Raw genomic sequence first — 22,936 nt, 5'->3', positions numbered from 1 at the left:
AAAGTCGATATTATGCGAATTGCAAGCAACGAAATGGAGCTTGTAGATTTTAGACTCTTTGAAGACAAAAATGGGGAAACCTATGAGGGAGTTTATGGCATTAATGTTGCCAAGGTGAGCGGGATTGTCGCTTACCCTGAAGAAATCTTTGAAACTCCGGGCAGCCCTGATTATATGCTTGGTGTGTTTGATTTGCGTGGGGATATTTTGCCACTTATTGATTTGACAAAATGGATGAATATCAAGCCAAAAGAAGATGCCGTGCGGGATAAAAAAGTCATTGTTACAGAATTTAACAATAAACAGCTTGGTTTTGTTGTGCACGCCACAAGGCGACTAAGACGCGTGAGCTGGGCAGATATAGAATCTGTTATGTTTAGTCTTAGCAATGATGATCAGCGTGGAAAAATCACAGGGACAACGCGTATTGAAGATGGGCGCACTTTGCTTATTTTAGACCTTGAGGGCATTATTGATGACCTTGATTTTCAAATGCCAAATGGTGGTGATAGAGTGGATATTGAGCAATTTAAACCTAAAGATAAGTTTGATGGCAGTGTGCTTATCCTTGATGATAGCTCCATTGCACGCAAACTTCTTTGCAACACACTCAGTGAAATCGGCTTTGATGTGGTTGATGCTATTGATGGAGAGGCGGGGCTAGAGCGTTTGGAGCAACTCTATGAGCGTTGGGGGGAAGATATAGCAAAACATCTTAAACTTATTATTTCAGATGTTGAGATGCCTAAGATGGATGGCTTTCACTTTGCCGCACAGGTTAAAAATGATGCGAGATTTAACAAGATTCCGCTGATTTTTAACTCTTCAATCAGTGATAAATTTGGTGCGAGTAAAGGAAAAGAGATAGGAGCGGAAGCTTATCTTGTTAAATTTGATGCAAAACTATTTTATGATGAAATCACTAGAATTTTATCAAAATAAATAGTAGAATACTTTTTTAAAATTTCGTGCGAGAGGATTCACAATGGACGATATGCAAGAGATAATGGAAGACTTCTTAGTAGAAGCTTTTGAAATGATAGAACAACTAGACCAAGATTTGGTAGAGCTTGAAAATAACCCAGAAGACCTTGATTTATTAAATAGAATCTTTAGAGTGGCTCATACTATTAAAGGATCAAGCTCATTTTTGAACTTTGATATTCTCACTCGTCTTACACACAATATGGAAGATGTGCTAAATAAAGCAAGGCGTGATGAGCTAAAAATCACACCCGATGTTATGGATGTGGTGCTACACTCCATAGACCTAATGAAAGCTCTCCTAGCGGCTATACGCGATAGTGGAACTGATGCCAATAGTGGCATTGAGATTGATGATACTGTCTCACGCTTACAGGCTATCTCAAGTGGTGGCACAGGTGGAGAGAGTGCGGATACCCCAGCTCCGGCAGTCGCTCCTGCACAATCAGCAGCTCCAAGTACTCCGGTTGATAGTAACAATCCTCTTGCTGATGAACCAGAGCTTGATTATTCAAATATGAGTGCAGAGGAAGTTGAAGCTGAGATTGAAAGACTGCTCAAAAAGCGTCAAGAAGCTGATAAACAAGCTCGTGCAGCACAAAAAGCAGGAGGTGCAGCTCCAAGTGTGCAAGCTCCAAAAGCTCCAGATTCTGCAGCTCAAGCCACGCCAAAACCTACTCCTAAACCCGCCCCAAAAGCAGCTCCCAAAAAAGCAGGAGGAGATGAGAAAGCTCCAGCAGCAAGCGTAGAGCAAACCGTGCGTGTTGATGTTAAAAGGCTTGACCATCTTATGAATCTTATTGGTGAACTTGTGCTTGGCAAAAACCGCTTGATTAAAATTTATGGTGATGTAGAAGAGCGTTATGATGGAGAAAAGTTCCTAGAAGATCTTAATCAAGTTGTTGCTTCTATTTCATCGGTTACCACAGATGTGCAGCTTGCCGTTATGAAAACGCGTATGCAGCCTGTTGGTAAAGTGTTTAATAAATTTCCTCGTATGGTGCGTGATCTTTCGCGTGAATTGGGGAAAAATATTGATCTTATCATTACAGGTGAAGAAACAGAGCTTGATAAATCAATCGTTGAAGAAATTGGCGACCCACTTATCCATATTATTCGTAACTCTTGCGACCACGGCATTGAAAAACCAGAAGACCGCTTAGCTTTAGGCAAACCAGAAACAGGAACGGTAACACTCAAAGCTTACAATGAAGGAAACCATATCGTTATTGAAATTGCCGATGATGGTAAGGGGCTAGACACACAAATGCTTAAGCAAAAAGGAATTGAAAAAGGCGTTATCAGCGAAAGAGAAGCAGATACAATGAGCGATAAAGAAGCCTTTGGCATTATCTTTAAGCCCGGATTCTCAACCGCTACTACTATTAGCAATGTCTCTGGACGCGGTGTGGGAATGGATGTTGTAAAAACAAATATAGAAAAACTCAATGGTATCATTGATATAGAATCCGAAAAGGGTGTTGGCACAACACAAAAGCTCAAGATTCCACTTACCCTTGCTATTATTCAAGCTTTACTTGTTGCAGTGCAAGAAGAATATTATGCCATTCCACTATCTTCTGTTATTGAAACGGTGCGTGTAAGTCAAGATGAAATCTATACCGTTGATGGCAAGAGTGTGCTAAGACTCCGCGATGAAGTGCTTTCAATCGTGCGTTTAGCAGACATCTTTAAGGTAGATTCTGTTTTGGAAAACACAAACGAAGTGTATGTTGTTGTCATCGGTTTAGCAGAGCAGAAAATGGGTGTGATTGTGGATTATCTCGTGGGGCAAGAGGAGGTTGTTATCAAATCTCTTGGCTATTATCTCAAAGGCACAGAAGGCATTGCGGGTGCAACCGTGCGTGGTGATGGTAAAATCACGATGATTGTTGATGTTGCGGCGATGATGGAAATGGCAAAAGAAGTAAAAGTCAATATCACAAAACTTGCTGAAGAAAATGCTGTGTCAAAAATCAAAAATTCGCCAAGTGATTATGTTGTTCTTGCTATTGATGATAGCAACACAGATAGAGCAATTATGAAAAAATGCCTTAAAACACTTGGTGTTACAGTGCTTGAAGCAGCAAATGGTTTAGAGGGGCTTGATATTGTCAAAAATGGCGACAAACAGCTTGATGCCGTGCTTGTGGATATTGAAATGCCAAAAATGGACGGCTACACTTTTGCATCTGAGGTGCGAAAATATAATAAATTTAAGAATCTTCCGCTGATTGCCGTTACAAGTAGGAATAGTAAAACAGATAGAATGCGTGGCGTAGAATCTGGTATGACAGAATACATCACCAAACCATACACACCAGAATACTTAGTCAATGTCGTCAAACGCAATATAAATCTCACAATTGAGGGAGAATAAGATGAGTGAAAACAAACTAAAAGAAGTTCTTGAAAAACAACAAAACAAAGGCGTAGGGGAAGCAGCTGCTGTGGAGGAAACGCTCCATATCATAGGCTTTATGGTTGGTAATGAAGAATTTGCGGTGCCAATCCTTAATGTGAAAGAAATCATTAAACCCATTGAATATACGCGTGTCCCTGCCGTGCCTGATTATGTGCTTGGTGTGTTTAATCTCCGCGGAACCGTGCTGCCACTTATTAATATGCGTCTTAAGTTTGGACTTCCAGCTATCAAACAAGATGGCGATACGCGATTTTTGGTTATTAGCCAAAAAGATGAAATGATAGGTTTTATGATTGATAAACTCACAGAAGCGGTGCGAATACCTGAAAGTGATATTGATCCAATTCCTGAATCTTTTAATGAGAATCAAAATCTTTTGCAGGGTATCGGTAAGCGAGAAGACCGATTGATTACTATTCTGCGTGTTGAAAACCTTCTCAAACGCACTTTTTAATGAAAATGCCATTATTAGAAGAAAAGGGTCAATACTTATGAAGCTATTTAGAATTTACGACTACAATGGCGGCTTTGTTCGAGCGAGAATCTTAGGACTTCCCCTTATCAAAAAAGGTTATATTTTAACGCTTCTTTTTATGGGATTGCCCATCGCACAAAGGAAGACATATTTTACACAAGTAACGGGGGGGGGGGATAATATATGATTTTGCCTATCGTATTTTTGGACTCCCATTATTCAAAACCTCAAAATATAAAAAGATAAATCATAACGCCCCGTCACTTCATCATAATTACTTGTTTAATCAAACATTTTTTCAAATGTCAAATGATGCAATTTTTGAAAAAGCACAAAAACTTTGTGAAAATATGGATTTACAAAGCCAAAATATTGTGTATCAAATCATCTCTCGCACAAAAGCAGCCGCTCTTTCACCAACACAGCAAATTTTCCACTTAACCCAGCACGAAAAAAATCAACTTCTTAATATTGAAAATGATTTTTTTGCAAATATATGTGAGCTTACACCTGAAGTTTTTTATTATCAAGGCTATTTTTTACCAACCAAACATTTTGAAATCTCTGTCTTTTGCTATAAACACGGACTAGATACATTCTCATCGCAAACTTTAGCCAAAATTAAGAATCTTGATGTGATTGATGTAGGCGGATTTATCGGCGATAGTGCAATTATCTTTCAAGACTTCACAGATAAAAATATCTATAGTTTTGAAGCTACAAGCCATAATTACAATCTTATGTTACAAACGCTTAAGCTCAACAATGCAAATCGCATTGTGCCGGTAAAAAAAGGCTTGGGAAGCGAACAAACAACAATGACTATAAGTGTTTTTAGCTCTAGCTCTAGCCTTGTCCGCGATAATGCTATATATGGCTGCACACAAAGTGAAGAAATAGAGCTTATCACCCTTGATAGCTATGTTAAAGAGCATAATCTCAAAATCGGGCTTATCAAAGTTGATATTGAAGGTTTTGAAATGGAGTTCTTAAAAGGTGCAAAAGAAACCATTTGCTCTCAAAAACCTACTATGATTCTTAGCATTTATCATCAAGCAGGCGATTTTTTTGATATTAAGCCACTACTAGAATCGTGGAATTTAGGCTACACATTCCGCGTTCATAAACCCATTGACTACAACATTTCCCTTGAAACAACCCTTATGTGCGAGGTTTTAGACTAAGTCTGCTCCATAGATTCCAAACACTCATCAACGCAGTATTTTGGGCGAGATTTTATCTCCTGATACATCTTGCCAATATATTCCCCAATAATACCTAGCCCCAAAAGTTGCATACCGCTTAAAAAACACAACAAAGTGGCCAATGATGTCCAGCCCGGCAAAGCAGAATCTGTAAAAATCTTTACCCACAGCACATATACGCCAAAAGCGATTGAAAGCCCAAAAAGCCCGATTCCCATAGCACTTACAAATCTCAAAGGTGCTATGGAAAAACTTGTAATGCCATTCCACGCAAAAGAAAACATTTTCTTAAGACTATACTTAGAGATTCCAGCATATCGAGGCTTTACATCAAAATACACAATCTCTTGCTTAAAGCCCATATCAAGCACAATTGCACGCAAAAATAAATTCGCCTCCTTGTACGCACATAAGTGCTTGAGTGCTCTATGACTTAGCAAACGATAATCAGCGTGATTTTTGATGATTTTTACACCAAATATATGCATCAATTTATAAAAGAAAAGCACACTATACTTTTTAAACACAGAATCTGTATGCCTATCATTACGCACACCTAGAACAATATCCGCTCCATTTTGAAATTTATCAATAAACTCATCTAACTTTTCTTCATCTTGCTGCAAATCACAATCTATACTCACAGCACAATCACACCTCCCACACGCAAAGTGTAACCCGGCTAAAAGCGCATTTTGATGTCCAAAATTCCGCGAAAGCCTCAAGGCGTATAAATGTGCTTGTGCTTTTTGGCTATGAGATAATAAGGGGGGGGGTGAAACTAGATTCTAGGCTAGAATCTAAGTAAGATTCCATATTTGTGGGCAAAGGCGTGGCATATCGCTCATTAAAACACTTTGTAAGAATCTCCCAAGTGCTATCAGTGCTTCCATCATCTACAAATACCATTCCACTCTCTTTACCAACCACACCACATTCAATCATATGCGAAAGCTTGTTGTTTAGTATTTTGATACTTGCTTCTAGCACTTCTTCTTCATTAAAAGCAGGTATCACAAGAAACATAATTGGCTTATCCATACACTTCCTTTCTATTTTGCTCTCACACAGTCCAGCACAATTCATTCCCATATGCCCTTAAGTCATTGTGCTTAGGCGTAGAGAGGTATAAAGACACATTATATGCTTTTGCCACTTCTTGCATTTGCTCCCATAAAGATTCAAATCTCTCTTTTGCCTTCCCTTGCTCCAATGCGTCTAAATATGTATGCGGAATCTTAAAGCCAAGCCTTGCTTCATTAATGCGATATGCACTCTCCGCACTAAAGATTCCAAACACGCCAAGCAAAAGCTTTGCATTTGTGCCACATCGCTCTTGTAATAAGCAAAAATGCTCCACGCACTTCCTTGCAGATTCTGCCTCAAAAATAGGCTGCGTGATAATCCTGCTTACACCTGCTTGTAGCTTTTTTACTAGCTTTTGCTCCGCATCTTTCTCCCATATCTCAACCACACTGCCACTTATCAGGCTCACTTCACCCAAAATCTCACTTGCTAATGCAATAAGACTAGCTCCATCTAGCCCTCCGCTCTCCCCGCCAATCAAAGCCACAGATTTAAACTCTCCATACTTCACACCTAGAATCTGCGATACAATCTGCATCTTTTCTAGCCCTGCTCCGCTGATTGTAGGCACAAATTGTGGTATATGTTTTAGCCTAGATTCTACATTCATTGTAGAAAATCTCTCACGCAAGACATACGCTCCAAGAAGTGAGCTTACACTCGCCTTGTTGCGAGGATTAGTAGGGATAAGCACAAAATCCACTTCCTGCCCTAGATTCTCCCTTCCGCCTTCAAGCATAGCTATCAATCGCTCCGTGTCTTCATTTATCTCCTGTGGTAAAAACTCAATCCCAAACATTTACACCCCCTAGATTCTGTTTCTTAACTCCTAAATGCTATAATCCTAGCATTTTTTGCCCAAAAGACAATCAATACAAGGATACCAAAATATGAAAAGCATAGAAAACAAACTTGTTGTGTTTGATTTTGATTCTACATTAATGGAGGGCGAGACAATTGACATTCTTGCCAAAGCTCACAATGTCCATAAACAAGTGGAGCAAATCACACATAGAGCAATGAATGGGGAGCTTGACTTTTATGAAAGTCTTAAAAATCGCGTTGCCTTGCTTCAAGGGTTAGATCTACAAAAAGCTCTCAATATAGCCCAAAGTCTCCCCCTTATGCCCGGAGCAAAGCAATGTCTCCAAGCCTTCAAAAATGCCAACTATAAAGCTGTGTGTTTTAGTGGTGGCTTTCATATTGCTACGGATTATTTTGCTAAGATTCTAGGGATTGATGGAAGCTTTGCTAATATCTTACATCATAAAAATGGTGTCCTTACAGGCGAAGTGGGCGGGGAGATGATGTTTAGCGATTCTAAGGGAAAAATGCTTCAAACCTTGCAGAATCTCCTTAATATTACGCCTAGCAATACCATTGTCGTAGGCGATGGAGCAAATGATTTGAGTATGTTTGCTTATGCTGATACGCGTGTGGCATTTTGTGCCAAGGAAGTGTTAAAAAAAGAGGCAAATATTATTATTGAGACAAAAGACCTTGTAGAGATTCCAAAAAAGCTGAATCTGCCTCTATAAGTTCAAACAAAGGAGAAACTATGACAATTTCAATCTTATGCGGTGGCTCTGGGACACGGCTTTTTCCACTCTCTCGTGAGCTTATGCCAAAACAGTTTGCCAATATCTTACCTCAAAATCAAGATGTCTCGCACTCACTTTTCCAAGAGACCCTTTTACGCAACACTTTTCTTACCAAATCCCATAACGCCAAATTTCAGGTCATCACTAATGATAATCACTACTTTATCGCCCAAGAACAAGCCCAAAAATGCGATATTACATTGCAAGATTTTATCTTAGAATCTTATGGGAAGAATACCGCTCCTGCCCTTACATTTGCAGCCCTTTGTGTTTTAGAATCTTACAATCTTAGTAAGATTGCGGATGATATTATCCTAGCCCTACCAAGCGATCATCTTATTAAAAACACGCAAAGCTATCAAGATTCTATCAATCAAGCCATTGAATTAGCCCAAAAAGGCTTTCTTGTAACCTTTGGTATCAAGCCAGATTCTCCCCACACAGGCTATGGCTACATCAAATCAAAAAATCATATTGTGGAAAAGTTTATTGAAAAGCCAAGCCTAGAAGATGCACAGGCATATCTCAAGGCGGGAGACTATTTATGGAATAGCGGTATGTTTTGCTTTCGTGCGGAAGTGTTTTTAAAAGAATTAAAAGAACATAGTCCAGAGATTTATGAGCTATGCAAACTCACCCTTGAAGCCTCAAAGCCAAAGGTAAGCTCACCATTTCTCCGCTTAGATTCTACAATGAGTGAAAAACTGCCAAATATTAGTGTTGATTATGCCCTTATGGAGAAAAGTCAAAAGGTAGCTTGTGTAGCTGGAGACTTTGCGTGGAATGATGTGGGGAGCTTTGAATCTCTAAGCCTTGAATATCCCACAGATGAAGCACATAATGCAAGTAAAAATGCCTTTGTTGGCAGAGATTGTGAAAATAACTTTATTCTTGCTGATAAGCAGGTGGTGGGCATTGGATTAAAAGATTTAATGATTATAGATGAAAATGATTGCCTCTTAGTAGCAAAAAAAGGCTATTCCCAGCAAGTCAAAGACATTGTGGCTGTACTCAAAAAACAAAATCCAGAGCTTACAAAAGTCCATAGGAGCGCACATCGCCCGTGGGGAAGCTACACTATTTTGCTAGAATCTGAAAATTATAAAATTAAACAAATTATTGTCAAGCCCAAAGGTCGCCTAAGTCTGCAAAAGCACCATCATCGCAATGAACATTGGATTGTAGTGAGTGGCTCGGCGATTGTAACTATTGGCGAGAAAGAAAGCTTTTTAAAAGCTAATCAATCTACTTATATTCCTATGGGTGAAGTGCATAGGCTAGAAAATCCCGGTATCTTACCTCTTGTGTTAATTGAAGTGCAAATGGGAGAGTATTTAGGGGAAGATGATATTGTGCGTTTGAGTGATGATTACAAGCGAAGCTAATGTGCTAAAATCTCAAAAAATAGGGCAAACATTTTTTAAATCTTTACTTTTAACGCTACTTTATGCCTTGCTCCTTAGCACTAAGAGCTATGCCAAAGCCTTTGAGCCTATGCTTTTAAGTGAATTTGAAAAAACACGAGCAGATTCTCAATGGCTTGTGAGTGAAAAGTTTGATGGCGTGCGAGGGCTGTGGAATGGACAAAAGATGTATTTTCGCAGCGGAAAAATAATGGAGTTGCCAAATGAATTTGTCAAAGATTTTCCGCCTTTTGCCCTTGATGGTGAATTATATAGCCCAAAGTTGCATTTTTCTCAAATTATATCTATCCTTAAAAATCCACAAAAACAAGATGAGATTTTAAAGCTAAGATTCTATGTCTTTGATATGCCTAACTCTCCCGAAACCTCACTTATCCAAAGGCTTGATGAGCTCAAATCCTATCTTCAATCTAAGCCAAATGCATATATTGAGATAATCCCTCAAAAACTTATGCGAGGGCGAGATTCTATTGACAAAGAGCTTCAATCCGTTGTGAATAATGGCGGAGAGGGGCTTGTTTTGCGACATCCAAATATGCCCTATCAAGCAAAGCGAAGCAAGTATGATTTTAAGCTTAAAACAAGGCAAGATGCGGAATGTAAAGTCATAGGACACACGCAAGGCAAGGGCAAATATGATTCTATGCTAGGAGCAATTATTTGCGAATATAATGGCAAAAGCTTTAAAATAGGTAGCGGCTTAAGCGATACGCTAAGGCAGAATCCGCCGCCCATTGGCACAACAATTAGCTTTAAGTTTCAGGGGCTTACCCACAATGGCATTCCACGCTTCCCAACCTTTTGGCGACTAAAACAGGAGGAATAACTAAGTCTATTTAACCATCAAAAACAAGCAGCAATAAGTTTTGGGTAAAATTTATATTAAAGCAAGTTTTATTTGGGTAGAATCCGCAGTTTTTATATAATCACAATTCAAATTAAAGGAAGCTCTATGGAACAAACACTCTCAATCATTAAGCCAGATGCGGTAAAAAAGGGCGTTATTGGTAAAATTATAGACAGATTTGAAAGCAATAACCTCCGCATTGCAGCTATTAAAAAGATTCAGCTCACACAATGCGATGCACAAAGCTTTTATGCCATTCACAAAGATCGCCCATTTTTTAAAGACTTAGTGGAATTTATGATAAGTGGTCCTGTGGTGGTTATGGTGCTTGAAGGGCAGAATGCTGTTGCTAAAAATCGTGAGCTTATGGGTGCGACAAATCCAAAAGAGGCGGCTACTGGGACAATTAGAGCTGACTTTGCTGATAGCATTGATGCAAATGCGGTGCATGGTAGCGATAGTCTTGAAAATGCCAAAAATGAAATTGCATTCTTTTTTGGCACAAGAGAGATTTGCTAGTTAGAGACTTACTCATTGAAAATTGCATTTAGAAAAATTGCTAATGCCCCCAAGGATATTGCCTTAGAGATTGATGGCGTGTCCTTACAAGGGCAACTTGAAAGGGTGGATTCTCAAATCGTATGCTTAAAGGGCAAGATTCTAGGAGATATTGAGCTTATATGCGATAATAGTGGGGAGGAATACATACATCATCTTGACACACCTTTGGTTTTGTATATTGCAGATGGTATCTGGGATTCACAAAGCCAAAGCAGGAAGCTTGATAGCTTTGAAGTTATAGAGTTTTTTGATGGCTTTATTGATTTACATTATATTTTGGAAAGTGAGATTGAATCTATACGAAGCGATTATCACACCAAAGATTCAAAGGAGTAAAAATGGCAGTCCCTAAGAGACGCGTAAGCAAAACAAGAGCAGCAAAAAGACGCACACACTACAAAGCGGCACTTGCAAAGCCTATTAAAGATAAAGATGGAAGCTGGAAAATGCCTCATCATATCAACACTTTCACAGGCAACTACAAATAATCCATTGACGCAAGGAGCGTAAATGCTAAAGATAGCCATTGATGTTATGGGTGCGGATAATGGGGTAACTCCCATTGTTGAAGGCGTTATACAGGCATTGAAAATGCGGGATTTTCACGCCATTATTGTTGGTGATGAAAAGCAAATTGCCCCACTCATTCCTAGCAGTGTGGCAAATCGCGTTGAAATTGTGCATTGTGTGGATTATATCAAAATGGAAGAATCCGCCTCAAGTGCCAACAAACGCAGTGGAACTTCAATTTATAAAGCAATAGAGCTAGTCAAAAATGGTGAAGCAGATGCTGTTGTCTCGCCCGGACATAGTGGAGCGACAATGAGTCTTGCAACACTTAAGATTGGGCGCATTAAAGGTGTGTCTCGCCCAGCTATTTGCACCACTATGCCAAATATCACAGATAAACCTAGCATTATCCTTGATGCAGGGGCAAATACGGATTGTAAGCCTGAATATCTTGTGGATTTTGCCATTATGGGATATGAGTATGCTAAAAATGTTGTGAATCTTGAAAATCCACGCGTTGGGCTTTTGAGCAATGGTGAAGAGGATAATAAAGGCAATGAGCTGACAAAAGCAACATTTAAGTTGCTACAAAAATTCCCATTTTTCAAGGGCAATGTTGAAGGGCGAGATATTTTTAATGGCAGTGTTGATGTGATTGTATGCGATGGATTCAGTGGGAATCTCGTTCTCAAAGCAAGTGAGGGTGTAGCCTTTGCCATAACATCTGTGCTGAAAAAAGAAATAAAATCTTGCATTTGCTCTATGTTTGGAGCATTATTTCTACGAGGTGTTTTCAAACGATTAAAGAAAAAAATGGATCATAGTGAATATGGTGGTGCGCCACTGCTTGGAGTGCAAAAGGTGGTAATCATTAGCCACGGAAGCTCCAATGTTAGAGCGATTGAGTGTGCGATATACCAAGCTCTACACGCCATAGAATCTAATATTTGCTCTAAGCTTACACACACCTTTGCCAACAAGCCAAATCCACAGGATTCAAACTAGCCCACAAAGGATTGCCTATGATATACGCCACGCTCAAGTCTATTGCTTCTTATGTTCCGCCAACTTGTGTTGCAAACGCGGATTTTGAAAAGTTCCTTGATACGAGCGATGAGTGGATTACAAAACGCACAGGCATTAAAACACGATATTTTGCCCTGCCCTCACAAAGCACAAGTGATTTAGCTTATGAGGCTGGAAAAAAGGCGATGGAAAGAGCGGGGGTGAGTGCAGATGATATTGATGCACTCATTGTGGCAACGCTTAGTCCAGATTATCTTACAATGCCTAGCACAGCGTGTATCACTTCTTACAAACTTGGTATTGAAAATAAACCCGCATTTGATATTAGCTCTGCTTGTAGTGGCTTTATCTACTTACTTTCTCTTGCCAAATCTTTTATTGAATCTCGCACATACAAACGCATTCTTGTCATTGGAGCCGAAAAAGTAAGCTCCGTGCTTGATTTTAGCGATAGAAGCACTTGTGTGCTTTTTGGCGATGGGGCTGGAGCGTGTGTTATAGAAGCCACAGAGGATAAAAACGCAGCGATTTTAGATGTCCATACAAGTGCCAATGGCAAACATCAAGACTTTCTTTGCACACCTAGAATACAAAGTGTTTCACAAAGCATTTTTAGCGACAAACTAGAATCTAGTAAGTCTTTCTGCCTACACGATTCTACTTATTTGCAAATGAAAGGCAATGAAACTTTTAAACTCGCGGTTAAAACGCTTGTTAGCGATGTGAATACAATTCTTGCACACAATACTTTGCAACCAAAAGATATAACATACTTCATTCCCCATCAGGCAAATCTCCGTATTATCAACGCTGTTGGCGAGCATCTAAGCTTTGATGAAAAGCAAATTGTTATCAGTGTGCAAAAATATGGCAACACTTCAGCGGCTTCTATCCCAATGGCGATGAATGATTTATATGAGGCAAATAAACTTAAATATGGTGATCTTATGCTTCTTGATGCTTTTGGTGGTGGGCTGACTTGGGGGTCGGCTCTTGTGCATTTTGGTGGAGAATCCTAAATTATTTTTTCATTAAGATTCTATGCTACCATACACGCCCACACGAATTATTTTACACTAGGAATCTACAATGAAAGAAGCCTCTTTTTTTATTGATAAAATGACTTGTCAGGCTTGTTCTAGCGGTATTGAAAGGAGCTTAAAACGCAAAGCATTTTGCCACGATATTCAAGTCCATCTTTTAAGCAAAAAGGCACATATTGTCTATGATGAAAGCCAAATAAGCCTTGAGCAAATTTTTGCCTTTATCCACAAAATGGGCTATGAGCCATATCTTGAATCTCATCTACATAATCGCATAGCCCCACGAGATTCTAAGCCAAAAACTCTAGCAAACCTTAACTCACTTATAGAATCTTTTGACACTCGTTTTTTGTCTAGAAAACGGAAACTTTTAATAAGCTCCATAGTTTGCATACTTGTTGTCATACTTTCGTGGGGAGAGATGTTTGGCATAGCCACGCTGCCTTCTATGTGGCATTTTGGTGTTTTGCTGTTCCTTAGTCTTGTGGTTGTGCATATGGGGCGGGATTTTTATATCCGTGGATTCAAAGCCCTTTTTGCTAAAAATCCAAATATGGATTCACTTATCGCCATAGGCACAACAAGTGCGTTTTTGTATAGTCTGAAAGGGGCTTTTATGCCACACGCCCATTTGTATTTTGATAGCGTATGTGTGATTATCACGCTTGTGCTTGTGGGTAAAAGCATTGAGGAACGCTCTAAAACCGAAGCTTTGCAAAGTGCGTCCCTACTTTTACACATCAATCAAAAAATGGTGCAAAAAGTCCTTACAGAATCTGCTCCAAGTCTATCCCAAGCACAGATTCAAAGTCTCCCCACACAAGAAATCAAACAAAATGATATACTTAAAATCCTGCCCGGTGAGATGATTATGGTAGATGGCATTGTGATTGAAGGAAGCTCACATATTGATAAAGCAGCAATCAATGGCGAATCTCTGCCTATTCTTGCTCAAAAAGATGATGTTGTGCTTTCAGGTAGTATTAACCTTGATAGCGTTTTATATATTGAAACTATAAAAAGTGCCAAGGATTCTACACTTCATAAAATCTTAGAGCTTATTCAAAAAGCACAAGAAAGCAAAGCACCCATTGCCTCACTTACGGATAAAATCGCTGGAATCTTTGTGCCACTTGTGATTTTTCTAGCCCTTTGTGCTGGGGCGTTTTGGTGGGGAATGCGGGATTTTGAATTTGCTTTAAGCATTTTTGTAGCTACACTTGTCATCTCCTGCCCTTGTGCCTTGGGACTTGCCACGCCAATGGCAATACTTCACGCTCAAGCTATTGCACACAAAATGGGTGTGTTTTTTAAAGATTCTAAAGCATTTCAAACTTTGAGCGAAATTACACATATTGTGTTTGATAAAACAGGCACGCTAACACAAGGGCTTGAGATTAAAACAATCAAAAACCTTTCTTCCCACACAGAGCAAGAAGTCTTTAATCTTGCCTACACATTAGAATCTACAAGTGTTCATCCTATAAGCAGTGCCTTTGCATCTCACGCTTTGGCTCATAATGCGACACTCTACCCGATTGCAGATTCACAAAACATCATAGGCAAAGGCATAAAAGGCACAATACAAGATTGTGAGTATGTTATCGGCAATATTGATATTTTACCCCCACATTTGGCAAATTCTACCCATATACAAGATGATAAAGTTACACTCTTTCTTGCTACAAATGATGAGATTCTTGCCTTATTTTCACTGCAAGATAAGCTTAAAATTGATGCAAAAACGACCCTAGAGCTTTTTAAAAAGCACAACATTAGCTCAAGTATCATTAGTGGAGATAATGCCTCAAACACAAAATCAATCGCTCATTTGCTTGGCATTACAGAATCGTATGCAAATGCCCTCCCAGAAGACAAAATGCAACTTTTAAAAGACAAATCAAAACAAAATAAGATTCTAATGGTTGGTGATGGTATGAATGATGCTCCTGCCCTTGCTTACGCACACGCTTCTATGGCGTTTGCCTCTTCTTATGATATTGCCACGCAAAGTGCGGATATTATTAACTATAATGAAAATACGATAAGTATTTACAACGCTTATGCCCTCGCAAAAGCAAGTATTGTTAATATAAAGCAGAATCTTGTTTTTGCTTTTTGCTATAATATCGCTTTTATTCCTTTGGCAATGGGTGTGCTTGGGGGATTTGATATTTTTTTACACCCTATGTTTTGTGCCTTTGCTATGAGCTTATCAAGCCTTAGTGTAGTGGCAAACGCAGCGAGGCTTAAAAAATTTAAACTTATAAAATCTAAGGAGCAAAAATGAGAGTAGAACTTAGCGTTAGCGGAATGCGTTGTAATAAATGTGTGGATAAGATTGAAAAATTTATAGGCGAAATTGATGGCATTAGCCTTATTGATGTAGATTTGCAAGATTCTAAAGTTCAAAATTCTAAAGTTATAGTAGAGTTTGAATCTCCAGCCACGCAAGAGCTTATCACAGAAGCCATTCTTGATGCAGGGTTTGAAGTTGAATAAGTAAGGAATTTTTGAATTTTATGCGAACAATTTTTGATTTTTTTAGAAAATATCTTCCCTATATCAAAGGGCATACATTTTCTTTTGTCATTGCTATTGGTGCTTCTCTTGTGGTGGCTGCTTGCACAGCGGGAATTGCCTATCTTATTGAGCCACTTTTAGATACCTTGCAGGGTAAAACGCCACGAGCTACGCCATTTTTTAGCTTTGAAGAATTAGCACAAGATGGCAAAATGGCATTGGCTATGATGCTTATGATTATTGGTGTGTATTTTGGTAAATCTATGGGGACATATATCCAAACATATTTTATGAATCTTATAGGGCAGGACATTGTCCGTCAGCTCCGCGATAGAATGCTAGAGCATATGCTTAGTTTGGAAATGGCATTTTTCAATAAAATGCGTGGAGGGGAGCTTATCGCTAGAATCACAAATGACATTGGGCTTATCCGTTCAGCTGTATCAAACTACATCACAGAATTTGTGCGTGAGGGCATAAGTATTATTGGGCTTGTTGTGATTGTGATTTATCAAAGTCCAAAATATGCGCTCATTGGGCTTGTTGTTATGCCCCTTGCCATCATACCTCTTAGCTTGATTATCAAAAAACTTAAGAAATATTCACGCAATATACAGGAGAAAAATGCTGATATTACTTCAAAACTCAATGAAATTTTTAATAATGTAGAAGTCATCAAAGCAAGCAATGGTGAAAAACTAGAATATGAAAACTTCAAATCGCAGAATCTGCACTTTCTTAAAATCAGTATGAAAGCTGTGCGTGTGGGTGAGCTTAGCACGCCGCTTATGGAGCTTTTGGGTGCGATTATGCTAGGCTGTGTGCTGTATATGGCAATTGTTGATATTTCACAAGGAAAGCTAAGTGCGGCACAATTCTCATCATTTGTGGGAGCGTTATTTCTTATTTACACGCCTTTTAAACGCCTTATCAATCTCTATACACAAATGCAAACTGCCATTGTCGCAAGTGATAGAATCTTTGAAATCCTTAATCAAAAACAGCAAATAAAAGATGGGGATTTGGTGCTACAAGCTCCGATTCATAGTATTGATTTTAGCAATGTGCATTTTCACTACAATGAAGAAACCCACGCCCTAAAAGGTGTGAATCTAAACTTTAGAAAAAATAAAATCACTGCCCTTGTGGGAAAAAGTGGTAGTGGCAAAAGCTCGGTTATCAATCTTATTTTGCGACTTTATGAAGCAAATGAAGGGCGTATCACGCTTAATAATCGTGATATTAAAGACTATACACAAAAAAGCGTCCGTGATAATATGGCAGTAGTAACACAGAGAATCTTTATATTCCACGATAGCATTCTTCATAATATAGCCTATGGAAGCCAAATAGATGAACAAAAAGCTATTGAAGCACTCAAATACGCACACGCTTGGGATTTTGTAAGCCAAATGCCAGATGGGATACATACAATCCTTGATGAGTTTGGCACAAATCTTAGCGGAGGGCAACGCCAGAGAATCGCCATTGCTAGGGCGATTTATAAGAATCCTGAAGTTTTAATTTTTGATGAGGCGACTTCTGCACTTGATTCACAAACTGAAGAGGCAATAAAAGAGAGTATAGAACAACTAAGGCAGGATAAAATCATTATTATCATTGCTCACCGTCCAAGCACCATAGAGCTTGCTGATGAAGTATTCCATCTTAAAGAGGGCAAAATCATCAAGCGGCAAGAATCTTAAAATATTTTACAGCTAGGATAAAGCGAGATTCTTAAATTGGAATAAAAAAACTTTAATCTTTAATACTCTATAATACGGCTCAGCCTTTTTGAGAAGCCACCATTTCTTAGCGTATCAAAGCCTAGTGGTGGTGTAAGCTTGATAGGTCAAACTACACATAGGAGGATCCATGCGAGAGGATAAAGTGATTGAGAGTTACACGGGTGTAACGCCTCAAAGAAAGAGAAGTAAAGTCCCAGCTAGACTTGATTTTTGGCAAAGTGCAACAGGGCTATTTTTGGGGCTATTTATGTTAGCTCACTTGCTCTTTGTTTCAAGTATTTTGATTAGCAAAGAGGCGATGTATAAGGTTACAAAGTTCTTTGAAGGGAGTTTTATTTTTGGTGAAGCAGGAGAGCCAAGGATTGTTTCAGCGATTGTTGTGATTGTCATCATCGCCCTTGTTGTTCACGCGTTTTTGGCGATGAGAAAATTTCCCATTAACTACAAACAATTCTTGGCACTTCGCGTCCATAAAGACTTGATGAAGCACGGAGATACGACATATTGGGCAATTCAAGCTGTTACAGGCTTTGCTATTTTCTTCCTTGCTATGCCACATGTTTTCATTATGCTTACCCAGCCAGAAAACATCGGTCCTAGTGCGTCTTCATACAGATTCTATCATCAAGACTTCTATATCCTTTATGCACTTTTGCTTTTTGCTGTGGAATTTCACGGATCTATCGGGCTTTATAGGCTTTGCATTAAGTGGGGTTGGTTTGAAGGCTTAGGTATTAAGACTTTAAGAGCCATTAAACTCGCACTCACAGCCTTTTGTCTTGTGCTTGGTATCGCATCTTATATTGCCTATATGCAAATTGGACACGGACTAGATTCTAATAAAAGCATACAAGAATACAGAATGCTAGATGAACATACACAAGGAAAAGGAGCGTAAATGAAAGTAGTATATAGTGATGCTTTGATTATTGGGGGCGGATTGGCAGGGCTTAGGGCTTCTATTGCAGCAAAAGAGGCAGGATTAAACACTATTGTGCTAAGTCTTGTTCCAGTGAAAAGAAGCCACTCAGCAGCAGCTCAAGGCGGTATGCAAGCAAGTCTTGGAAACTCTGTTAAGAGTGATGGCGATAATGAGGATTTACACTTTGCCGACACAGTGAAAGGAAGCGATTGGGGTTGTGATCAAGATGTGGCAAGAATGTTTGTAACAACCGCTCCAAAAGCGATTAGAGAATTGGCAGGATTTGGTGTGCCTTGGACTAGAATCCAAAAAGGCGATCGTCCAGCAGTTATTAATGGTGAAAAAGTAACAATCACAGAAGATGATTTCCGCCACGGCTATATTCATTCACGCGACTTTGGTGGCACAAAAAAATGGAGAACTTGCTACACTGCTGATGCGACGGGGCATACTATGCTTTATGCGGTAGCAAATGAAGCCTATAAGCTTGGCGTAGATATTCAAGATAGAAAAGAGGCTATTTCTATCATTCATCAAGATGGCAAATGCTATGGTGCGGTTGTGCGTGATTTGGTAACAGGTGAGCTTATCACTTATGTATCTAAAGGCACATTACTTGCCACAGGTGGTTATGGCAGAGTGTATAGAAATACGACAAATGCGGTAATTTGCGAGGGTATTGGTGCGGCTATTGCAATGGAAACAGGTGTTGCAAAGCTTGGTAATATGGAAGCTGTGCAGTTTCACCCAACGCCACTTGTGCCTAGCGGAATCTTGCTTACAGAAGGTTGTAGGGGTGATGGTGGAATCTTGCGTGATGTTGATGGCTATCGCTTTATGCCAGATTATGAACCAGAGAAAAAAGAACTTGCAAGCCGCGATGTTGTGTCTCGTAGAATGCTTGAACATATCCGCAATGGCAAAGGTGTAAAATCACCTTATGGCGATCACTTGTGGCTTGATATTTCAATCCTTGGACGCGCTCACGTTGAGCGAAACTTGCGTGATGTGCAAGATATTTGTAAAACATTTGCAGGGATTGACCCTGCTACACCGGGAGTTTGGGCTCCTGTGCGACCAATGCAACACTATTCTATGGGTGGCGTCCGCACAAATTATCAGGGCGAAACTTACCTTAAAGGCTTGTTTGCAGCGGGTGAAGTGGCGTGTTGGGATTTACACGGATTCAATAGGCTTGGTGGAAACTCTGTCAGTGAAGCGGTAGTTTCAGGTATGATTATCGGTGGATATTTTACAGAATACTGCCAAGGAGCAAATCTTGATGTGCAAACTACTACATTAGAAAAATTTGTCAAAAAAGAGGAAGAATATCTTGCAGCATTGCTTAATAGCACGGGCAATGAAGATGTCTATGAGCTTAAAAATGCGATGAAAGATATTATGGATAATGATGTGGGAATCTTCCGCGATGGTGATGGACTAAGAGAAGCAGTTGATAAGCTTGAAGAGCTTTATAAACGCAGTAAAAATATCCGTGTGCAAAATAAAAAGCTTCATAGCAATCCAGAGCTTGAAGACGCTTATCGCACACCAAAAATGCTTAAGATTGCATTGTGCGTAGCAAAAGGTGCGCTTGATAGGACAGAATCTCGTGGAGCACACACACGCGAAGACTACCCAAAACGCGATGATGCAAATTGGCTTAAACGCACACTTACAAGCTGGGAAGATCCAAACCAAACATTACCAACGGTAACTTATGAAGATTTGGATATTATGAAAATGGAGATTGCTCCGGGATTCCGCGGATATGGTGCTAAGGGTATGATTATAGAACATCCAAATAGTGCTATAAGACAAGCTGAGATTGATAAAATCACACAAGAGATTCAGGCTAAAGGTGGCGATAGATATGCCCTACAAGAAGCTCTTATGCCTTTCAATCTCCAGCCACAATACAAAGCAAGAAATCAACGACTAGGAGATAAGTAATGAGTGCAACACAACAAAAAGGAAGGACATTAACTATTAGGGCGTTGAAGTTTGACCCACAAAGTGCGGTTTCTAAACCTCATTTTAGGGAATATCAAGTGGAGGAAGCTCACTCTATGACGGTTTTTATCGCCCTTGGTATGATTAGAGAGCAACAAGACCCAGATTTGAGCTTTGACTTTGTATGTCGTGCTGGAATCTGCGGAAGTTGTGCGATGATGATTAATGGACGACCGCGTCTTGCGTGCAAAACACTCACACAAGACTTCCCTGATGGCGTTATCACACTTATGCCACTCCCTGCATTTAAGCTTATTAAAGATTTGAGTGTAAATACAGGCGATTGGTTTGCAGGAATGACAAAGCGAGTTGAAAGCTGGATTCACACACAACACAAGCCTGATATTTCAAAGCTTGAAATGCCGATAGAACCTGAAGTGGCTGATGAAGTTTTTGAGCTTGATAGATGTATTGAGTGTGGTTGCTGCATTGCAAGCTGTGCTACAAAAGTTATGCGTGATGAGTTTGTGGGTGCTGCGGGAATGAATAGAATCGTGCGATTTATGATTGACCCACACGATGAACGCACCGATGAAGATTATTATGAGCTTGTAGGGAATGATGATGGTGTGTTTGGCTGTATGAGCCTTATTGCTTGCCACGACACTTGCCCTAAAGAGCTTCCACTCCAAAGTAAAATCGCCTACTTACGCCGAAAAATGGTAAGTGTAGGTATGAAATAATCTCCTTCTATCCTCCCAAAATATGGAGGGAGGATAGATTCTAGAGAAGGTTTATGCAGTTTATTCAATCTATTTTCTTTTCATCAACAAATTTCGCCCTTATCGCATTTGTGTGTCTTTTTATCTTTGCTGGTTGCTCCTCTATTGTAGCCTCTACCAAAGATATTAAAAATTCAACAACCTTGCAGTCAAATCCTATACCAACTTTTGACCCATTGCAAACACAACTTGCCAAAGCCTACAAAGAGCAACTTGGTAAGAATCCAAATCTCACAGCAGCTGTGCTTGTAAGCGATGGAATAGATGCGTTTTTAAATCGTGCTTATTTAGCTAGGAACGCCCAAAAAACATTGATTTTGCAAACTTATATCTACAAGAATGACATTGCTTCACGCATTCTTATGCACGAGGTGTGGTTGGCTGCCCAAAGAGGCGTGATTGTCAAAATGCTTATTGATGATAATGGGCTAGATTCTGACTTATCAGACATTATTGCTTTAGATTCACACCCAAATATTGAGGTAAAGATTTTTAACCCCTACAAAAATCGCTCACGCATTTTACGCTACCCAGAAATGGTATTTGACTTTAACCGCATTAATCATCGTATGCACAATAAGCTTTTTATTGCCGATGATATAGCGCTTATCATCGGCGGACGCAATATCGCGGATAATTATTTTGACCAAAATAATAATGTCAATTTTGTAGATACAGATGTGCTATTTGTCGGCAAGGTTGCCAAAGATGCGCGGGATAATTTTTACACATATTGGAATTTTCACCGCTCAATCCCTGTTGATCTTCTTCCACTCAAATCACCTCTTAAAAAATTCAAAGCCTCTATTGAAAAGCTCAAAGCCAATCCAGAATGGGAGCATTACGATCGTGAGATAACCGCTCTTAGTCAAAAATATGACAGAAAAGATTTTCAAGTTCATTGGGGCAATGCTAACTTTATTACCGATAATCCGCACAAGATTGAAGATTCTTCGCTGCCAAGTCCCATTGCCAACGCACTGGGTGAAATTCTTAATCACACATATAAAAATCTCTATATCTCCGCAGCTTACCTTGTGCCAAGCAAAGAGGGAATGAAACGCTTTGCGAAACTTGCTAATGATAATGTGGATATACATATTTTGACAAACTCTCTTGCCTCCACAGATTCTCTTGTCGTGTATGCGGCGTGGGAGCGATACCGCTCTAAGCTCATCAAAATGGGAGCAAAAGTCTATGAATATCAATACCACGGCAAGGGCAAGTCCAAATTGCGTGATAAAATGTCAAAGTCTAAAGCCTCTTTGCATAGTAAAAGTATCGTTTTTGATGATAAAATCGCGTGGATAGGCAGCTTCAATCTTGACCCGCGTTCAGCAAATCTCAATACAGAATCTGTGGTTGTTTTTGATAATCCAGAGTTTGCTAAAGTCTTAAAAGATGATTTGGTAGAAGATATGCAAAGTGCGTGGAGAGTGTATTTAGATGGCAATAAGACATGCTGGGAGGGAGAGCATAATGGTGCAACAGAGATTCTTAAACACCCACCAGATACGGGTATATGGACAAGATTCTTAAAAACACTCTCTAAAATGCTTCCTGAAGACCAAATCTAGCTTTAATTTTTAAAATCTCAAAGATACCAAGATTCTAAAAATGATGATTTTGCAACTTTTACTATCACTTTTCTTAACTTTCACTTACTTTTTTCGCCATTTTTCTTGAATTTAAGCTGTTTTTTTTTGTTTAGAATGCCTACTTTACTTTTCTACAATAAGGAGTTTTTGAATGAAAAAATTACTTTTCATTGCCGGAATCAGTATGGCTGTTTTAGCTAATATAGGATTAGCTGATGAGTTA

The 22,936-nt window shown here is 39.4% G+C and carries 23 protein-coding genes; 20 read left to right on the top strand and 3 right to left on the bottom strand.

All coding sequences use genetic code 11. The features are described 5' to 3' along the window. The first annotated feature begins 12 nt into the window (after window positions 1-12). The 5 genes from EBF12_RS08795 (at window position 13) to EBF12_RS08780 (ending at window position 5,068) form a co-directional block, all read left to right on the top strand. Window positions 13-942 (top strand): chemotaxis protein CheV, encoded by a 930-nt coding sequence (locus tag EBF12_RS08795; RefSeq protein ID WP_208630977.1) that lies wholly within the window; start codon window positions 13-15, stop codon window positions 940-942. 43 nt (window positions 943-985) lie between these two features. Next, window positions 986-3,364, top strand: a complete 2,379-nt coding sequence (locus tag EBF12_RS08790) for a chemotaxis protein CheW (protein ID WP_121727317.1) — start codon at window positions 986-988, stop codon at window positions 3,362-3,364. Between the two features lies 1 nt (window position 3,365). Then, complete coding sequence (locus EBF12_RS08785; protein WP_121727316.1) at window positions 3,366-3,863, top strand: chemotaxis protein CheW; 498 nt, start codon at window positions 3,366-3,368, stop codon at window positions 3,861-3,863. A 37-nt stretch (window positions 3,864-3,900) separates the two neighbouring features. After that, entirely contained in the window at window positions 3,901-4,071 is a 171-nt protein-coding gene (locus EBF12_RS11295; protein ID WP_167444799.1) for a hypothetical protein, read from the top strand. A gap of 115 nt (window positions 4,072-4,186) precedes the next feature. Then, window positions 4,187-5,068, top strand: coding sequence for an FkbM family methyltransferase (locus EBF12_RS08780; protein WP_244196484.1), 882 nt, complete (start codon window positions 4,187-4,189; stop codon window positions 5,066-5,068). Here EBF12_RS08780 and EBF12_RS08775 read toward each other — a convergent pair. Genes EBF12_RS08775 through EBF12_RS08770 form a run of 3 tightly spaced genes read right to left on the bottom strand, consistent with a single transcriptional unit; the run spans window position 5,065 to window position 6,974 of the window. Beyond that, the gene (locus tag EBF12_RS08775) at window positions 5,065-5,814 is read right to left on the bottom strand and encodes a glycosyltransferase (protein WP_279629429.1); all 750 of its coding nucleotides are present in this window, start codon (window positions 5,812-5,814) and stop codon (window positions 5,065-5,067) included. The two genes, EBF12_RS08780 and EBF12_RS08775, sit on opposite strands and share 4 nt — an antisense overlap. 28 nt (window positions 5,815-5,842) lie before the next feature. Further along, on the bottom strand, window positions 5,843-6,130 hold the full coding sequence (locus EBF12_RS12235; RefSeq protein ID WP_279629428.1) for a glycosyltransferase: 288 nt from the start codon (window positions 6,128-6,130) through the stop codon (window positions 5,843-5,845). A 22-nt stretch (window positions 6,131-6,152) separates the two neighbouring features. Further along, on the bottom strand, window positions 6,153-6,974 hold the full coding sequence (locus EBF12_RS08770; RefSeq protein ID WP_121727315.1) for a methylenetetrahydrofolate reductase: 822 nt from the start codon (window positions 6,972-6,974) through the stop codon (window positions 6,153-6,155). 91 nt (window positions 6,975-7,065) lie between these two features. Here EBF12_RS08770 and serB point away from each other — a divergent pair, with 91 nt between their 5' ends. The 15 genes from serB to EBF12_RS08695 all read left to right on the top strand — a co-directional run bounded on the left by serB (window position 7,066) and on the right by EBF12_RS08695 (window position 22,692). Next, entirely contained in the window at window positions 7,066-7,713 is a 648-nt protein-coding gene (serB, locus tag EBF12_RS08765) for a phosphoserine phosphatase SerB (protein ID WP_121727314.1), read from the top strand. A 20-nt stretch (window positions 7,714-7,733) separates the two neighbouring features. Then, window positions 7,734-9,161, top strand: a complete 1,428-nt coding sequence (locus EBF12_RS08760) for a mannose-1-phosphate guanylyltransferase/mannose-6-phosphate isomerase (RefSeq protein WP_121727313.1) — start codon at window positions 7,734-7,736, stop codon at window positions 9,159-9,161. After that, window positions 9,142-10,026, top strand: a complete 885-nt coding sequence (locus EBF12_RS08755) for a DNA ligase (RefSeq protein ID WP_121727312.1) — start codon at window positions 9,142-9,144, stop codon at window positions 10,024-10,026. The genes EBF12_RS08760 and EBF12_RS08755 overlap by 20 nt, the downstream gene beginning before the upstream one ends. Window positions 10,027-10,152: 126 nt before the next feature. Next, the gene (ndk, locus tag EBF12_RS08750) at window positions 10,153-10,566 is read left to right on the top strand and encodes a nucleoside-diphosphate kinase (RefSeq protein WP_121727311.1); all 414 of its coding nucleotides are present in this window, start codon (window positions 10,153-10,155) and stop codon (window positions 10,564-10,566) included. Window positions 10,567-10,581: 15 nt separating this feature from the next. Further along, window positions 10,582-10,944 carry a DUF177 domain-containing protein gene (locus EBF12_RS08745; protein ID WP_121727310.1) on the top strand — a complete coding sequence of 121 codons (363 nt, stop codon included), beginning with the start codon at window positions 10,582-10,584 and terminating at the stop codon, window positions 10,942-10,944. A gap of 2 nt (window positions 10,945-10,946) precedes the next feature. Beyond that, complete coding sequence (rpmF, locus tag EBF12_RS08740) at window positions 10,947-11,096, top strand: 50S ribosomal protein L32 (RefSeq protein WP_121727309.1); 150 nt, start codon at window positions 10,947-10,949, stop codon at window positions 11,094-11,096. Window positions 11,097-11,118: 22 nt separating this feature from the next. Beyond that, on the top strand, window positions 11,119-12,123 hold the full coding sequence (gene plsX / locus EBF12_RS08735) for a phosphate acyltransferase PlsX (protein ID WP_121727308.1): 1,005 nt from the start codon (window positions 11,119-11,121) through the stop codon (window positions 12,121-12,123). A gap of 17 nt (window positions 12,124-12,140) precedes the next feature. Continuing rightward, window positions 12,141-13,163, top strand: coding sequence for a beta-ketoacyl-ACP synthase III (locus EBF12_RS08730; RefSeq protein WP_121727307.1), 1,023 nt, complete (start codon window positions 12,141-12,143; stop codon window positions 13,161-13,163). A 70-nt stretch (window positions 13,164-13,233) separates the two neighbouring features. Further along, window positions 13,234-15,477 (top strand): heavy metal translocating P-type ATPase, encoded by a 2,244-nt coding sequence (locus EBF12_RS08725; protein ID WP_121727306.1) that lies wholly within the window; start codon window positions 13,234-13,236, stop codon window positions 15,475-15,477. Beyond that, complete coding sequence (locus tag EBF12_RS08720; RefSeq protein ID WP_121727305.1) at window positions 15,474-15,689, top strand: copper ion binding protein; 216 nt, start codon at window positions 15,474-15,476, stop codon at window positions 15,687-15,689. The genes EBF12_RS08725 and EBF12_RS08720 overlap by 4 nt, the downstream gene beginning before the upstream one ends. Before the next feature lie 20 nt (window positions 15,690-15,709). Next, window positions 15,710-17,416, top strand: a complete 1,707-nt coding sequence (locus EBF12_RS08715; RefSeq protein ID WP_121727337.1) for an ABC transporter ATP-binding protein — start codon at window positions 15,710-15,712, stop codon at window positions 17,414-17,416. 169 nt (window positions 17,417-17,585) lie between these two features. Further along, window positions 17,586-18,356 (top strand): fumarate reductase cytochrome b subunit, encoded by a 771-nt coding sequence (locus tag EBF12_RS08710; protein ID WP_121727304.1) that lies wholly within the window; start codon window positions 17,586-17,588, stop codon window positions 18,354-18,356. Continuing rightward, entirely contained in the window at window positions 18,357-20,333 is a 1,977-nt protein-coding gene (locus tag EBF12_RS08705) for a fumarate reductase flavoprotein subunit (RefSeq protein WP_121727303.1), read from the top strand. Continuing rightward, window positions 20,333-21,076 carry a fumarate reductase iron-sulfur subunit gene (locus tag EBF12_RS08700; RefSeq protein ID WP_104743452.1) on the top strand — a complete coding sequence of 248 codons (744 nt, stop codon included), beginning with the start codon at window positions 20,333-20,335 and terminating at the stop codon, window positions 21,074-21,076. The genes EBF12_RS08705 and EBF12_RS08700 overlap by 1 nt, the downstream gene beginning before the upstream one ends. A gap of 53 nt (window positions 21,077-21,129) precedes the next feature. Next, window positions 21,130-22,692: a phospholipase D family protein gene (locus EBF12_RS08695; RefSeq protein ID WP_121727302.1), complete on the top strand. Its 1,563-nt coding sequence runs from the start codon at window positions 21,130-21,132 to the stop codon at window positions 22,690-22,692. Window positions 22,693-22,936: the final 244 nt, after the last annotated feature.

Source organism: Helicobacter labetoulli (assembly GCF_003670275.1).
Taxonomy (GTDB): Bacteria; Campylobacterota; Campylobacteria; order Campylobacterales; family Helicobacteraceae; genus Helicobacter_C; species Helicobacter_C labetoulli.
The sequence above is the reverse complement of the archived record's forward strand: the minus strand, read 5'-3'. Positions and strand labels throughout refer to the sequence as shown.

What these genes read in the sequence shown, in the direction of transcription:
- EBF12_RS08795 (WP_208630977.1), top strand. Translation starts at nt 13, where the DNA reads ATGCGAATTGCAAGCAACGAAATGGAGCTTGTAGATTTTAGACTCTTT.
- EBF12_RS08790 (WP_121727317.1), top strand. Translation starts at nt 986, where the DNA reads ATGGACGATATGCAAGAGATAATGGAAGACTTCTTAGTAGAAGCTTTT.
- EBF12_RS08785 (WP_121727316.1), top strand. Translation starts at nt 3,366, where the DNA reads ATGAGTGAAAACAAACTAAAAGAAGTTCTTGAAAAACAACAAAACAAA.
- EBF12_RS11295 (WP_167444799.1), top strand. Translation starts at nt 3,901, where the DNA reads ATGAAGCTATTTAGAATTTACGACTACAATGGCGGCTTTGTTCGAGCG.
- EBF12_RS08780 (WP_244196484.1), top strand. Translation starts at nt 4,187, where the DNA reads ATGTCAAATGATGCAATTTTTGAAAAAGCACAAAAACTTTGTGAAAAT.
- EBF12_RS12235 (WP_279629428.1), bottom strand. Translation starts at nt 6,130, where the DNA reads ATGGATAAGCCAATTATGTTTCTTGTGATACCTGCTTTTAATGAAGAA.
- EBF12_RS08770 (WP_121727315.1), bottom strand. Translation starts at nt 6,974, where the DNA reads ATGTTTGGGATTGAGTTTTTACCACAGGAGATAAATGAAGACACGGAG.
- serB (WP_121727314.1), top strand. Translation starts at nt 7,066, where the DNA reads ATGAAAAGCATAGAAAACAAACTTGTTGTGTTTGATTTTGATTCTACA.
- EBF12_RS08760 (WP_121727313.1), top strand. Translation starts at nt 7,734, where the DNA reads ATGACAATTTCAATCTTATGCGGTGGCTCTGGGACACGGCTTTTTCCA.
- EBF12_RS08755 (WP_121727312.1), top strand. Translation starts at nt 9,142, where the DNA reads ATGATTACAAGCGAAGCTAATGTGCTAAAATCTCAAAAAATAGGGCAA.
- ndk (WP_121727311.1), top strand. Translation starts at nt 10,153, where the DNA reads ATGGAACAAACACTCTCAATCATTAAGCCAGATGCGGTAAAAAAGGGC.
- rpmF (WP_121727309.1), top strand. Translation starts at nt 10,947, where the DNA reads ATGGCAGTCCCTAAGAGACGCGTAAGCAAAACAAGAGCAGCAAAAAGA.
- plsX (WP_121727308.1), top strand. Translation starts at nt 11,119, where the DNA reads ATGCTAAAGATAGCCATTGATGTTATGGGTGCGGATAATGGGGTAACT.
- EBF12_RS08730 (WP_121727307.1), top strand. Translation starts at nt 12,141, where the DNA reads ATGATATACGCCACGCTCAAGTCTATTGCTTCTTATGTTCCGCCAACT.
- EBF12_RS08725 (WP_121727306.1), top strand. Translation starts at nt 13,234, where the DNA reads ATGAAAGAAGCCTCTTTTTTTATTGATAAAATGACTTGTCAGGCTTGT.
- EBF12_RS08720 (WP_121727305.1), top strand. Translation starts at nt 15,474, where the DNA reads ATGAGAGTAGAACTTAGCGTTAGCGGAATGCGTTGTAATAAATGTGTG.
- EBF12_RS08715 (WP_121727337.1), top strand. Translation starts at nt 15,710, where the DNA reads ATGCGAACAATTTTTGATTTTTTTAGAAAATATCTTCCCTATATCAAA.
- EBF12_RS08710 (WP_121727304.1), top strand. Translation starts at nt 17,586, where the DNA reads ATGCGAGAGGATAAAGTGATTGAGAGTTACACGGGTGTAACGCCTCAA.
- EBF12_RS08705 (WP_121727303.1), top strand. Translation starts at nt 18,357, where the DNA reads ATGAAAGTAGTATATAGTGATGCTTTGATTATTGGGGGCGGATTGGCA.
- EBF12_RS08700 (WP_104743452.1), top strand. Translation starts at nt 20,333, where the DNA reads ATGAGTGCAACACAACAAAAAGGAAGGACATTAACTATTAGGGCGTTG.
- EBF12_RS08695 (WP_121727302.1), top strand. Translation starts at nt 21,130, where the DNA reads ATGCAGTTTATTCAATCTATTTTCTTTTCATCAACAAATTTCGCCCTT.